The 13,412-nt window shown below is 57.5% G+C and carries 13 protein-coding genes; 10 read left to right on the forward strand and 3 right to left on the reverse strand.

Annotation, left to right across the window (positions count from 1 at the left end; translation table 11 throughout):
* Window positions 1–226 precede the first annotated feature (226 nt).
* The 3 genes from HJB89_RS33195 to HJB89_RS10820 are packed head-to-tail and all read left to right on the forward strand — an operon-like array spanning window position 227 to window position 5,716.
* On the forward strand, window positions 227–982 hold the full coding sequence (locus tag HJB89_RS33195; protein WP_259672027.1) for an ImuA family protein: 756 nt from the start codon (window positions 227–229) through the stop codon (window positions 980–982).
* Window positions 903–2,417, forward strand: a complete 1,515-nt coding sequence (locus HJB89_RS10815) for a DNA polymerase Y family protein (protein WP_221149768.1) — start codon at window positions 903–905, stop codon at window positions 2,415–2,417. The genes HJB89_RS33195 and HJB89_RS10815 overlap by 80 nt, the downstream gene beginning before the upstream one ends.
* Window positions 2,417–5,716 carry an error-prone DNA polymerase gene (locus HJB89_RS10820; RefSeq protein WP_221149769.1) on the forward strand — a complete coding sequence of 1,100 codons (3,300 nt, stop codon included), beginning with the start codon at window positions 2,417–2,419 and terminating at the stop codon, window positions 5,714–5,716. The genes HJB89_RS10815 and HJB89_RS10820 overlap by 1 nt, the downstream gene beginning before the upstream one ends.
* A 63-nt stretch (window positions 5,717–5,779) precedes the next feature.
* Here the strand turns inward: HJB89_RS10820 and HJB89_RS10825 are convergent, their stop codons facing one another.
* Window positions 5,780–6,238, reverse strand: coding sequence for a tol-pal system YbgF family protein (locus HJB89_RS10825; protein WP_221149770.1), 459 nt, complete (start codon window positions 6,236–6,238; stop codon window positions 5,780–5,782).
* Between the two features lie 240 nt (window positions 6,239–6,478).
* Here HJB89_RS10825 and HJB89_RS10830 point away from each other — a divergent pair, with 240 nt between their 5' ends.
* From HJB89_RS10830 to HJB89_RS10840, 3 genes are all read left to right on the forward strand, one after another.
* On the forward strand, window positions 6,479–6,919 hold the full coding sequence (locus tag HJB89_RS10830) for an NUDIX hydrolase (protein WP_221149771.1): 441 nt from the start codon (window positions 6,479–6,481) through the stop codon (window positions 6,917–6,919).
* Between the two features lie 391 nt (window positions 6,920–7,310).
* Window positions 7,311–7,685 (forward strand): hypothetical protein, encoded by a 375-nt coding sequence (locus HJB89_RS10835; protein ID WP_221149772.1) that lies wholly within the window; start codon window positions 7,311–7,313, stop codon window positions 7,683–7,685.
* A gap of 262 nt (window positions 7,686–7,947) precedes the next feature.
* A complete protein-coding gene (locus HJB89_RS10840) occupies window positions 7,948–8,991 on the forward strand; it encodes a hypothetical protein (RefSeq protein ID WP_221149773.1) in 1,044 nt (347 codons plus the stop codon).
* 62 nt (window positions 8,992–9,053) lie between these two features.
* On the opposite strand, the gene HJB89_RS10845 is transcribed toward HJB89_RS10840, so the two are convergent.
* Window positions 9,054–9,257, reverse strand: a complete 204-nt coding sequence (locus HJB89_RS10845; RefSeq protein ID WP_221149774.1) for a hypothetical protein — start codon at window positions 9,255–9,257, stop codon at window positions 9,054–9,056.
* 379 nt (window positions 9,258–9,636) lie between these two features.
* Between HJB89_RS10845 and HJB89_RS10850 the strand changes: the two genes are divergently transcribed.
* A complete protein-coding gene (locus HJB89_RS10850) occupies window positions 9,637–10,419 on the forward strand; it encodes a thermonuclease family protein (protein ID WP_221149776.1) in 783 nt (260 codons plus the stop codon).
* A 194-nt stretch (window positions 10,420–10,613) separates the two neighbouring features.
* Here HJB89_RS10850 and HJB89_RS10855 read toward each other — a convergent pair whose 3' ends face one another.
* On the reverse strand, window positions 10,614–11,087 hold the full coding sequence (locus tag HJB89_RS10855) for a hypothetical protein (protein ID WP_221149777.1): 474 nt from the start codon (window positions 11,085–11,087) through the stop codon (window positions 10,614–10,616).
* A gap of 509 nt (window positions 11,088–11,596) precedes the next feature.
* On the opposite strand from HJB89_RS10855, the gene HJB89_RS10860 reads away from it, so the two are divergent.
* Genes HJB89_RS10860 through HJB89_RS10870 form a run of 3 tightly spaced genes read left to right on the forward strand, consistent with a single transcriptional unit; the run spans window position 11,597 to window position 13,366 of the window.
* Window positions 11,597–12,124, forward strand: coding sequence for an AAA family ATPase (locus HJB89_RS10860; protein ID WP_221149778.1), 528 nt, complete (start codon window positions 11,597–11,599; stop codon window positions 12,122–12,124).
* 3 nt (window positions 12,125–12,127) lie between these two features.
* Window positions 12,128–12,973 carry a hypothetical protein gene (locus tag HJB89_RS10865; RefSeq protein WP_259672028.1) on the forward strand — a complete coding sequence of 282 codons (846 nt, stop codon included), beginning with the start codon at window positions 12,128–12,130 and terminating at the stop codon, window positions 12,971–12,973.
* A 54-nt stretch (window positions 12,974–13,027) separates the two neighbouring features.
* Window positions 13,028–13,366 carry a hypothetical protein gene (locus HJB89_RS10870; RefSeq protein WP_221149779.1) on the forward strand — a complete coding sequence of 113 codons (339 nt, stop codon included), beginning with the start codon at window positions 13,028–13,030 and terminating at the stop codon, window positions 13,364–13,366.
* Window positions 13,367–13,412 lie beyond the last annotated feature (46 nt).

Here is a 13,412-nt window from a genome sequence, read left to right on the forward strand (position 1 = left end):
GGTCATAGGTATTTTTTCTTATCGATGACATTTCGATGCCTTGTGGACGACCTCTCGTCAGGCGATTGAATCCATTCGCACTTCGGTTCCAAGAGCATGTCGTCAGGTTGCAAGTTCTCCGTCACTCGCCAGCGCATGCACATTGACTCATATGCAGATTGGGAACAAATACGGAACATACTCGCTTCTGTGCGAGTTGAAAACCCGATTTTGACGAAGGCTCCGAATGGCGCAGACAGCCGCGAACGCGATCATTTCCGATCTTCGAGACCGCATTCAGCATCTCGAAGGCGGGTTGGTCCGTCCGAAAACCGTCCTGCCATTTGGCGTTGGTGAGATCGACGAACGACTTCCTGGCGGCGGCCTGACATATGGAGCGATCCACGAATTTGCAGGAGGCGGAGCCGGAGCTGTCGATGGCGCTGCTGCAGCCATGTTTGCAGGAGGGATCGCTGCTCGGACAAAGGGGAAGGTCGTCTGGTGCCTGGCTCGTCCCGACCTGTTCGCCCCCGCCTTGGCCCAGGTCGGCCTTCATCCTGATCGTGTCATCTACGTTGAAGCGATCCGCGAGGAATACGTCCTTGAGGCCTGCGAGGAGGCGTTGCGGTTCGGAGGGCTTGGCGCTGTCGTCGCCGAAACGGTCCGCTTGCCAATGGTCGTTTCGCGTCGCCTGCAGCTGGCCGCCGAGGGCTCGGGCACCATCGGTCTCGTGATCCGACGGTGGCGGCGGCAGACCGAGGCCGGAGATTTTGGGCATCCGACGGCGGCGGCAACACGATGGCGAATATCCGTTCTGCCGTCCGAGCCACTGCCGGTTCCTGGTGTCGGGCGGGCGCGATGGTTGGCGGAGTTGATCAGAGTCAAAGCAGGTGAGAGTGCGGATTTTGAAATAGGTGCATGCGATGCCCAGGGTCGTATCAGTCATTTTTCCGACGCTGGCAACGGATCGGATCAGACGCGCCGACCCGTCCATACCGGCTGAGATGCCGCTCGTCGTTGTCGCACGCAGCGGTTCGAAACGCTGGCTGTCTGCCATCGATGAGAACGCCGCCAAGCTCGGTCTGCACGTTGGCATGGCGGCAGCAAAAGCGCAGGCATTGGTCCAGGGGCTCCACATGGTCGATGCCGATCCCGCCGCTGATCGTGCGGCGCTCGAACGGCTGACTCTCTGGGCGCTGTCTCAATATTCGCCGGTCGTAGCAGCCGATCCGCCGGATGGCATTGTTATGGACACCGAAGGGGCTGATCATCTTCAGGGCGGCGAGGAGCTGATGCTGTCCGGTCTTGTGAACCGGTTTCGCGCACGCGGTCTGCCAGCCCGCGCCGTCATTGCTGATACGTGGGGAGCAGCATTCGGCCTGGCGCGATCCATGACGGCCGAGACCAGGATCATTCCGATAGGAAAAACGGCTGATGCTGTTGCCAACCTTCCCATCTCGTCGCTGCGGTTGAGCGCCGAGACGATAGCGAGCCTGCGCACGCTCGGTTTCAAAGCGGTCGGCGACCTGGCTGCGACACCTCGTGCGCCGCTTACTCTGCGGTTCGGCCCGGAGATCGGTCGCCGTCTCGACCAGATGTTCGGGCGGATAGCCGAGCCCATTGATCCCATCCGCTGTCCCGAGATCATCGAAGTCTGTCGGGCATTCGCGGAGCCAATTGGTGCTGCAGAAACCATCGCAAAATACATCTCGCGCCTCGTGGCGAAGCTCTGTCGAGAACTCCAGGCGAAAGGGTTGGGCGTCCGTCGCACGGACCTGATCGTCCACCGTGTCGACAACTCGATTCAGGCGTTGAGGGCGGGGACAGCAAAGCCCGTGCGAGATGTCGCCTGGCTGACGAAGCTGCTGCACGACCGGATCGAGAAGATCGATCCAGGCTATGGCATCGAGAAACTCAGTCTCGCCGCCACGATGGTCGAACCCCTCGATGACAAGCAAATCGCATCCAGCCTGATAGAAGATGCCACTGTTGATGTTGGCGCATTCGTCGATGTGTTGGGCAACCGGGGGACCTATCGCATCTATCGCCTCGCCCCTGTTGCGAGCGATGTTCCGGAGAGATCAGTCCAACGCATATCGGCAATCGCGGAAGACGTTGGGCAAACCTGGCCGATGATCTGGCCTCGTCCGGTGCGGCTGATGGACCGACCGGAACTGATCGAGGTCATGGCTCTTCTACCCGACCATCCTCCCGTCTGGTTTACCTGGCGCGGTAAGCGGCGGCGGGTGAAGCGAGCCGACGGCCCCGAGCGCATATTCGGAGAATGGTGGCAACGCACGTCCGAGTGGACCGCCGTCCGTGACTATTTCACCGTCGAGGACGAGACCGGCGAGCGCTACTGGATTTTCCGCTCCGGCGACGGTGTCGATTTAGAAACCGGCTCACATCGGTGGTTCCTGCACGGGGTCTTTGCCTGATGCGCTACGCTGAACTCCAGGTAACGACGCATTTCTCTTTCCTTCGCGGAGCCTCATCTGCAGACGAGCTGTTCACGACGGCGAAAGACCTGGGCATCGCGGCCCTCGGTGTCGTCGACCGAAACTCCTTGGCAGGCATTGTGAGGGCGCTGGAGGCATCGCGTGCGACGGGGCTGCGGCTGGTCGTCGGCTGTCGAATTGATCTGCAGGACGGTATGTCGATCCTGGTCTATCCGACGGATCGGGCGGCCTATTCGCGGCTAACCGGACTGCTGACGCTCGGAAAAAGCAGGGGTGGCAAAGCCAAATGCATCCTGACCTTTGATGACGTCGCGCTCTATTCCGAAGGACTGATTGGAATCCTCGTGCCGGACCTGCCGGACGAGACCTGCGCGATCCAGCTCCGCAAGATGGCCGAGGTGTTCGATGACCGCGCCTATGTGTCGCTCAGCCTGCGCCGACGCCCTAATGACCAAGTGCGGCTGCATGAAATTTCGAACATGGCGGCTCGGCACAGCGTAAAGACCGTCGTCACCAATGATGTCCTGTTCCATGAGCCCGGCCGCCGTCAGCTCCAAGACGTCGTCACCTGTATCAGGACGAAAACGATCATCGATGATGTCGGCTTCGAGCGCGAGCGCCATGCCGACCGGAACCTTAAATCGCCGGAAGAGATGGAGCGTCTTTTCGGGCGTTATCCCGAAGCGCTCGCCAGGACGATGGAGATCGTCAATCGCTGTCGCTTTAGCTTGGAAGAGTTGACCTACCAATACCCTGAAGAAAGCTCCGTACCCGGAATGGATGCCCAGCAGTCGCTGGAGCACTATGTCCGCGAATGCATTCCCAATCGCTATCCGGATGGCTTGCCACCGCATGTCGAGAAAACGATCCACCACGAACTCGCACTCATCGAGACGATGCGATACGCCCCCTATTTTTTGACGGTTTTTTCCATCGTCCGCTTTGCTCGATCCCAAGGCATCCTTTGTCAGGGGCGGGGTTCCGCTGCGAACTCTGCTGTCTGCTTCGTGCTCGGCATTACGTCCATCGATCCGGAAACCAATGACCTCCTGTTCGAGCGCTTTGTCAGCCAGGAACGTGATGAGCCGCCGGACATCGATGTAGATTTCGAACACGAGCGGCGAGAGGAGGTCATCCAATGGATTTACCGAACCTACGGCCACCACAAGGCGGCGCTCTGCGCCACGGTCACGCGTTATCGCACCAAGGGTGCGATCCGGGACGTCGGAAAGGCGCTCGGTCTGCCGGAGGACCTGATCAAGGCGTTGTCGTCTGGCGTCTGGGCATGGTCGGAGGCCGTCGGCGAAAAGCAGGTCAGGGACCTCAATCTCAACCCTGCCGACCGGCGGCTCGCCCTGACGCTCCAGCTGGCGCAACAGCTGATGGGTGCTCCTCGCCATCTGGGGCAGCACCCTGGCGGGTTCGTGTTGACCCATGACCGGCTGGATGACCTCGTGCCAATCGAGCCTGCGTCCATGGTGGATCGCCAGGTGATCGAATGGGACAAGGACGATGTCGAGGCGCTGAAGATGATGAAGGTCGATGTGCTGGCGCTTGGCATGCTGACCTGCATGGCCAAGAGCTTCGCATTCCTTGCCGAGAAGAAGGCCATCAATCTCGATCTCGCAACGATCCCGCAGGAGGACGCGGCGACCTATGCGATGATCCGCCGGGCCGATACGCTCGGCACCTTCCAGATCGAGAGCCGGGCGCAGATGTCGATGCTGCCAAGGCTGAAACCTCGGACGTTTTACGATCTCGTCATCCAGGTGGCTATCGTGCGGCCGGGCCCGATCCAGGGTGATATGGTGCATCCCTATCTTCGCCGTCGAGAGGGCAAGGAAAAGGTCGAATACCCGACGCCCGAACTGGAAGCCGTCCTTCACAAAACTCTCGGCGTGCCGCTGTTTCAGGAAAGCGCAATGCGCGTCGCTATGGTCTGCGCCGGGTTCACGGGCGGAGAGGCCGACCAACTCCGCAAATCTATGGCCACCTTCAAGTTCAGCGGCGGCGTCTCCCGTTTTGAGGACAAGCTTGTTTCCGGCATGATCCGTAACGGGTATTCACCGGAGTTTGCGAAGCGCACATTCGGCCAGCTCGAAGGCTTCGGGTCCTATGGCTTTCCGGAGAGCCATGCGGCGAGTTTCGCCCTGATTGCGTACGCGTCGAGCTACATAAAGCGCCATTTCCCCGATGTCTTTTGCGCGGCGCTATTGAATTCGCAGCCTATGGGATTTTACGCGCCAGCCCAAATCGTGCGGGATGGTCGTGAACATGGTGTTGAGGTTCGGCCGGTTTGCGTCAACCAGTCACGGTGGGATTGCACCCTGGAACCCATCGACGGCTCGGACCGACATGCGGTCCGGCTCGGCATGCGCATGGTCAGGGGCCTCGCAACGGCGGACGTTGCCCGGATTGTTGCCGCCCGCGCCGACCAGCCGTTCGACAGTGTAGACGATATGTGGCGACGCTCGGGCGTCCCGGCTACATCGCTGGTGGAGCTGGCGGAAGCGGACGCCTTTCGACCTTCCCTGGGATTGGAGCGTCGCGATGCGCTCTGGGCCATCAAGGCACTGCGAGACGAGCCGTTGCCGCTCTTTGCGGCGGCTGCGGAGAGGGAGGCCAGAACGATTACCGAGCAACAGGAACCGACAGTCGAACTCCGGCAGATGACGCAGGGCCATAACGTCGTTCTCGACTACGGGCATACTGGTCTGACGTTGCGCGAACATCCTGTCAGCTTCATGCGCCAAGAACTTGCGGAACGTCGGATCGTCACCTGCACGGAAGCGATGTCGGCCCGAGACGGCCGGTGGCTGATGGCGGCCGGGCTGGTTCTCGTGCGTCAGCGGCCTGGCTCCGCGAAGGGGGTGATCTTTATGACCATTGAAGACGAGACAGGCGTCGCCAACGTCGTCATTTGGCCCAAGCTGTTTGAGCGGTCGCGGCGAGTTGCATTGGGAGCCTCGATGCTGGCGATCAACGGTCGCATTCAGAGGGAAGGCGATGTCGTCCACTTGGTCGCCCAGCAGCTGTTCGATCTTTCAGGAACTCTGACGGGCCTCGCAGATCGCGATCACGAATTCCGATTGCCGACAGGGAGGGGAGATGAGTTCGCTCATGGCACGCCTGGGAGACCGGATTCGCGCGACCCGTCAGGCCAAGGAATGAAGTCACGGGACATCTTTGTCCCATTATGCCGAACTGGGCATAACGGTACTTATACCGAGCCGGAGAATATGCCGACCCCGTTTCCTAAAGCCCGAGATTTCAGGTAAAGCCGCCTGGCAAGCTCGGCATAATATCCAGCACTAAGAGGCGGATTCGGCCCATTGCAGTCGTCAGGTGCCGCCACTGGTTTGTCGGGTGCGTTGTTCATCGAGATACTTTAGGTAGGCCTTTTGGTCGCCAGCGAAGCCCTTTCTGCCATAGATTTCTTCGATCCGACTAAAAGCCCGAAATGCCTTTTCGGTATCGCCCAGTTTGAACATCGCTTCGCCTTCTTGCATAAGCACTTGATGATCTTCGCGGTTCGGATCGTCATACATGACAGCCATTGTTTCGATCCATTGGAGACAACTCTCCTTATCGCCAAGATCGGCGAAATCGATGACAAAGCCGGATGACAGGCTCTGAGGATAATAGTCCCATTTCTCCTTAGGTTCGGGGATAAGTTCCCAAGCCTGAAGGGCTGTGCGTAGCGAGGCCTGCAAATCACCCGAAGAAAATTGCTGACCCGACTGCTCCAGCACCTTATCGATATGGGCTCGGATTTCTGTAGGGATTTCTGGCTTTCTCATCACAGTTCCTCCGAAATTGGCTCGCTAGCGGCAACTTAGGCCGCACCTGTAACTTCTCAATGGCAGTTCTTGGCGGATAGCCGTGCTCCGCTCTCATCGTGAGATGGATGAAATACTTCGGCTCTTCACTCAGCGGCAATGACCGCTTCGGCTGATCGCCGCCTTAGTAGGTTCGCGCCACATGCGTTCATGCGAGGCCATCTTGATGCTACGCTGCGCCTTCATAATGGGAGACGCCCTATGCGGACACGACCCTCTGCCCGACTACTGGTTATCGACCAATTCGGATGCGTTCTGCTTTTCAAGTTTTCCCATAGCTCGGGTCCATTGACGGGCAGAACGTATTGGGCAACTCCTGGCGGAGCCGTCGAAAAAGGCGAAACTTTCGAGGAGGCAGCGTTGCGCGAGTTGGAAGAAGAAACTGGTTTCTCTGGGCATGATTTAACTGGCGAGGTTGGCCGTCGGTCCTTCGAACTCCAACTGACGAGCGGAGAGGTCGTATGGGCTGAGGAGCGCTTCTTTGGGGTTCGAGCCCACCGGAATTCCATCTCAGACACCGGGTGGACAGAGAACGAGCGAGACGTAATGGCTGACCACCGTTGGTGGTCCGAGCAAGAGCTTCGAGAAACCAGCGACACCGTATTCCCTGACGGGATCGTAGACTTGCTTCGTCAGGCATGACCGGAATGGGCTCGAACCCGGTCGTCCAACGCGTTCAAACTATGCCGAGCTTTCGATCCTGGATTACCGGAAATCTCGGGCTTTAGCGAACGGGCTCGGCATAGTATCGGGCTCGGGATAAATCCCGGACCTTCACATTGATCAGCTAAAGGTTAAGAGCCGGAACTTCCATTAAAATGAGCACTTGCGGCCTACCGCGCCACCGAACACGGCTGTTGAAAGGCAACATCCGCCAGAAGTAGACGTTGTATCAGCCCATCGCGAAAGCAGGTGCGGGTTTCTGTTTCTTTCGCGATCATCTAGCTGGCACTTGCTCCGAGCGATATTTTAATCGCCATCTCGTATTCGCAGGAGCACCGCTCTTAAACGTGGCTGCCGATGGAGGCTAAATTTGTCGGACACAAATGACTTTTCGGAAGAAGAAATTGCCGCCGTCCGAGAACACGCAGATCGCCAACATCTCTCAGGACACGAAGAACGCTGGGCCAATTTGGCGAGGCTCGGTCTTTGGGATGCTTCGCGTCTAACTTTTAACGAGCGCGGAATGAAGATCAGAGCAATGCTGATCGGTGATCCGAACTCGTCAGAGGCCGAATTGGCAGTCATGTTCCCATACCTGTTCGGTGAAAATAGTCCCGAGCAAAAGGCGAAGCTCGAACAACGCTTGCTCGAATTGGACCTTGCTTGGGTGACCGAGCGCGGCTCCGTATTCTTGAATGCACGGGGGGACAAAGTGATGCGCGATGTTCGTTGGCTCAGGCATTGAAGACGGGCAATGGCAAAGCTATTGAAAACGACGTGTCGCGAGTGACCGCGCACGTTCGTGCTGCTTGCCACTCCATAATGTAAAATGGATTTAGAGCCCTCTTCACCCATATGATCAGTTGTAATCGGCTGGGCGGGGCAAGGCCTATTTCGCCTATCCTGGATGTGCAGCCGTGCTTTGCGTGCAATTTAACCGAAGTTTTTCACGGTTCGTCTTCAGGTCGATGCGATAGAAACATCAATCAGCGCGGAGCGACGATTTAATGCACTACGTCGGGCATTTTCTCAGTTTAGTGGGCCTGCCCTACGCCATTGGCTTCCTCGCCTTGTGCTTTTGGTGGCGGTGGTGGTTGCTCGTACCCGCTGGGATCGTGGCGGCAGTTCTGGCCAAAATCGAATACGCGAGTGTCAATTCCTCGGACGGGGCTGGTGTGGCATTCGGGATCATCCTCGTGGTCTTCGCGATGATTGGTGCGGCAAGCGGCTTCGTTGCAAGTGGGCTTGTGTTGATCGGCCGCGCCACCCGGTCGCGGGCGCTGCGGGCCATATACGTGCTTCCCGTCGTCTTCATCTTGGGCTTCGGCAGCTATTTCGTGGTCAACTGGACGCAGCAGAAAATCAGAGAAGCTCGCTATGCGCCGCCCGATGCTGCATGCCTCGACAACCTGCACCCGGCCCGGCTCGCCGATGTCGACATCGAGATTCCAGTAGCGCCCGGTATTTTCCTTTGGGGCGAGGGAATGAACGACGCCCATTACATTCTTTGGAATAATCCGGATGCACGCGCCTTCTGCAGGGAGGCCGACCAAGGCAACGCGACTTTGAAGTCAGTGGTCTTCATGCTGGATGGCAGCCCGTCGCGGAGAGAGATGGAGACTAACCGACCGTTCTGCTCGCGCCCGCACCCTGAATATCCGTGGGCCGAGTTGGCCTGCCACCTAATCCGCGTGGAAGTCATTCCCGATAAACCTGTAGAAATCACGGTTTCGATAAAGGCCTCGGGCTTTGATCCTTCGGCCCGCGACCGTGAGGCTATGTTGAAGAACCAAGCCGTTGTGGCGTCCGACGGCCTCAGAACCTATCGCTCTAAGAATGACCTCTACCTGCAGCGGCCGGATGGATATTTCGCCCAGTGCGATGACTATCACTCCAAAATCCAACCTTGGCTCCGGTGCACGGCCACAGAGGAATTATCAGACCGGCTCGCCATCTCGTATAATTTCAGGAGTACGGCGGAGCTTTTCATAACGCAGTCGGCGGCAGTCGCGGCCAATGCCCGAGCGATCTTCAATTCTCTAAAGCCATGAACTGCTGGTATACCTTCCGGCGGGGAGGGCCATACGGTCCACATTAAACCCATGCTTGCCCCTTAGCGAACAAAGTTAAAGCCATCTTGCACGTTCAGCACTCCACCAAAGTCTGACATAACCTGATCGCAAAAATCCCTCGCAAAATCCAAAGGTTCGTGACCGAGTTTCGAGACGCGCCAAACGACCGCATTGACCTGAATGTTGATCGTCGCGCTAGACGGCGTCCACATAGTGGCGATGTTTGCGGGAACGTCGGTGCGCATGTAGCGTAGCTTCGGCTTCCGCTATTGTGGGAAGGGGCCGCTCGGTGCGAAGAACATGAAACGCACCGCAATTTTCATCGGGACATCCACACGAAACAGCATCAACATGATAGCGGATTTTACCCGCTCGCTTCTGTTGTGCGTTCGTTCGCTCCTCGCTTTTGATCGTATCTACGATAGCACCGCGTGTTAAAAATTTTCCGACCATATCATGCACCTGCAGGTATTATCTTCGCCAACATTACAACACGAACGAGAGAAGGAGAAGGCCGCTCCGGGCCGAAATCCATCGTCCTATGGTTGCCAATTGAGGCGTCGGTTTACAATTTCTTCCGGTCTTCCTGCTTAGGTGTGGCTATCCGCACGAAGCGACAGAGTCATGGACCGGGCCGAAAACCTTCGAAAAGACATCGAAGCAGCGCTGCTTCGCCAAAATTTGACGGCTTGGCAGCGAAGCTTCCTGACCGACATCCACGCCCGCCTTGAGCGTTCTGGCGGCCAGGCTCGCCTTTCTGACAAACAGTGGGGGAAGATTTTCGAAATTCTGGGGCAGCCTGACAAGACCGTGCCATCGCAATCCACAGTCGTTCCCTTTTCCCGATCTCGCCGTCAACACAAGAAAATATTCGTGCCTAGTTTTGGCCGGGCGGGCAGACGATTGAGATGGCGTTTTGAAAAGCTGGCCATTGGATTCTTGATCGTTGCTGCTGTGGCCATCGCCCAGCAGGTTTTCGAATTCGGACGCGGGCAACTTCCGTCAACTCCGGCGACAGCGACGGTTTCGCTGGCCCAGCAGTTCACCGTGACCGACGGGGACACTGTCCGCGTCGTCGGTGATGCCGCCGGAACGCGCTTGGTCGGCTTCAACACGCCGGAGGTTTTCTCGCCTCAATGCGACTATGAGCGCCAACAGGGCGAGCTGGCCTCCGCACGACTTCGGGAACTGGTGGCTGACGGCCGTGCCCGGCTGACGAAGGTCGCGTGCGCGTGTAGGCCAGGCACTGAGGGTACGAAGAAGTGCAATCACGGCCGCTCCTGCGGGACGCTGCTGGTCGACGGCAAGGACGTCGGGACCATCCTGATCGGAGAGGGCCTTGCAGTACCATTCGTCTGCGGCAGAACAAGCTGTCCGCCGACGCCCAGACCATGGTGCAAGGGATAGTGCAGTGAATTCGCGCGGACCTTTCGCAATCCGAATGGGATTATCGACTGCGAAATGTACGCGTGGCTGAGCAGGATGCTGTTTTTCAGCACGAGCCATTGTCGATGGACCTGGTGGCACTATGACCACCGTACCACAAACGCTGGCTCTTCGTGATGATCAAGTGGGCTCGATACGGTGCCGCCCCGTCGCAGCTAGCGGCCATCCGCAAATTCAACGGAAGATATTTCGACCGACCAGTCTAGTTGGCCCGGGGTTAATTTTTCCGGCAAAGTTTGCAAGCCCCTGTATTGGTTCAGAGACCAGCAGTTGTCATAGGTGCCGCCAGGTTCGATAATTTTATAGCTAGTGAGGTAATCCGAATAATATTCAACGCTAAATCCGGGACGTTTTGCGACGAGCCGGAAGCGGATAACATCCACCTGCTGGCCGGAGCCGTTGAAAAGCCGGACGAAAACGGGTCTAGCGGGCTCCGCGCATCCCTCGGTCCCCTTACTCGTGCCCTTGATCGAGGTAATCGAACCATCATGGCTTGCTTGTTGGAAGTAGAGGAAAATCGCAACACCGATGCCCGCGACTATGAGAGCAGCGAGGGCAAACAATGTCGGCTTTGGGAAAAAAAAGAAAAAGACGACAACAAACACCATCCCGAGTATCAGCAAAATCATGTGGCGCTACTCATTTCTTCACTGGTGTCGTGGTGCCCAAGCTGATGCAGCTTGAAAACGTCGCTAGGGGCACGCTTGCTGTCAGAACATGTAGGGTCTTGATGTCGGATACGCCACTCAGTTGAGGGCGATCAATATCTTGCGCACGGTCAATGTCAGCACCGACCGTGGGCTTCGTTAGGCTTCGAGAGGGGCCAAAGGCTTTAGCCGTGCTGCCAGCAGAATCGGAGCAACAGACGCACACGGGTCATTTTAAAGAAGCGCCTCGTCACACGCCCGAAGTTTTCTCGCCTCAATGCGAACATGAGCACCAATTGGGTGAGCGGGTATCGTCACGACTTCGGGAACTGGCCGCTAGCGGCAGCACGAGCTGCCAGCCGACGCCGAGACCATGGCGTAAAGCATAGACCGCGCGAAATCGGACGAAACATCAATCATTGAAGCAATCAGGATTTGCATTGTATTCTGCCCGTGCAACCCCGTCTCATTGAGCTGATCGAGGACCGAAGATGCCTGTACCTATTTTGATCGGAGCGTCGGGCTCCGGCAAAACGACCATTGCTCGGGCTATAGCTGAGCAGTCCCTCGACAACGTCGAGGTCGTCTTCTTTGACGCGATAGGGGTGCCGAGTGCTGAGGAGATGATGCGCGAATACGGATCAGGGGAAGGCTGGCAATTGGCAAAGACGGTCGAATGGATGCAACGGATTGCGGAAATTGCCAAGACAGGACGGAGGGTCGTCTTTGAAGGCCAGACCCGGCTTGCTTTCCTGGCTGAAGGGGCGGCAGCGGCCGCTTGGCACGACTACATCCCGGTCCTCGTCGACTGCGATGACGCCACTAGAACCGCTCGGCTGACCGTCGACCGGCAGCAGCCCGAACTCGCCAGCCAAGAGATGATGAACTGGGCCAACTATCTCAGACTGGAGGCGCGAGCGCGTGGATGTGAGATCGTAGACACTTCTGTCATGTCGGTAGAGCAAGCCGCGTCGTATGTCCTGAGCCTCGTGATCTCATCCCCCGCTGCGCAGCGCTAATCCATGTTCTTCACACGTCTCTATTCGATAAGCCGTCTTATATTAAGTGTTGTCCTCTGGGCGATCCTTCTCTTTCTCGCCGCCATCATCCTCGTGCCTATGTTGCTGATTTCGACCAGGACTCCAACGGCCGTGGTATTGCCGAGCAACGAGACCAGAGAAGAAATCTACCATCTGGCATGTAGCAAGGGACTTTCCGGCGGATCGCTTGCTGAAGGCGAGTTGATACGGCGGCGACGTTCGCTCGTTGAACTGAACCATCCAATCCGAGTCGTCCTTGCCTCGCAGCCCTATGATATCCCATGGGGCTACTATGCTAGTCGCCCGAATCCGACGAGCTTCAACTGCCCTCCACGGAAACAGGCCGACCTACAATATTGGATACCCAGCCTCGACATGCCTGAAGCAGAGATCATCTATAGCGGAACGACAAACCGACCAAAGGAGCGTGCCAGGCCAAACCCGAAGCCCGACGAGTCGATTGTGCAAGTTTTTTGGATCGTTGGGTACGATGATGATCGTTCGCACGGGCGAAGATCGATTGAATGGCTGAAGGAGGCCAGGCAGCTCGATGGTCGATCCCCCGGGAGCGTCGAGGAGCACGGGCTTTGGCATACTGTGGTTCCGACAACAGGCAGCTTGGAGATGACCTATTGGTATAAATTCGGTCCCGGCGAGGATGTCGTGATTGAATGTTATGCCCCATTTCAGAGATGTGAGGGGAATGTCGACTTGAAGGATTTGCGAATGTACGCGCGGCTGATCTTCGATAAGGATGCAATCCCTCAGCACCAAGTCATTGTCGATGGACTTCGTACCCTTCTATCCCGTTGGCGGACGTCGAGCTGATCAAAGAAAGGGCGAACCGGTATGGGTGCGAATTCAACGCGAAATCGGAAACGAATGCTTCAGGAAAGCCTTAAGGCGAGCCGACCTGAAAATATGGTGCACCCGGAGGAGCGTCTTCTGCCCGCAGAGTTTCGTGAAAAGCTTCGAAAAAATGGCCTGGTAGGTGGTGCGCTTCCACTCCTCGTCAGTACCCACGCCAGCTATCCGTCCGGCTATTCGATAGCATTGCCGGAATCTAGCGGTGGCAACACGCTCTGCGACCTTGAGGCTTATACCCGCGATGATGAGGGGGCACGACCAATTAACGCGTATGCCCAGCCTGCAGCTTTGGGGAGAAACAGGCAACTGGAACATTTGTGTCTGGCAATGGGTGCCTGGGCCGGGCCCTGGTGACTTCACGAAGAGACATATGTCGCTGGACGAGGTTCTTGAGAGCATA

It is taken from the genome of Rhizobium sp. NZLR8 (assembly GCF_019685025.1).
In the GTDB taxonomy this organism is placed as follows: domain Bacteria; phylum Pseudomonadota; class Alphaproteobacteria; order Rhizobiales; family Rhizobiaceae; genus Rhizobium.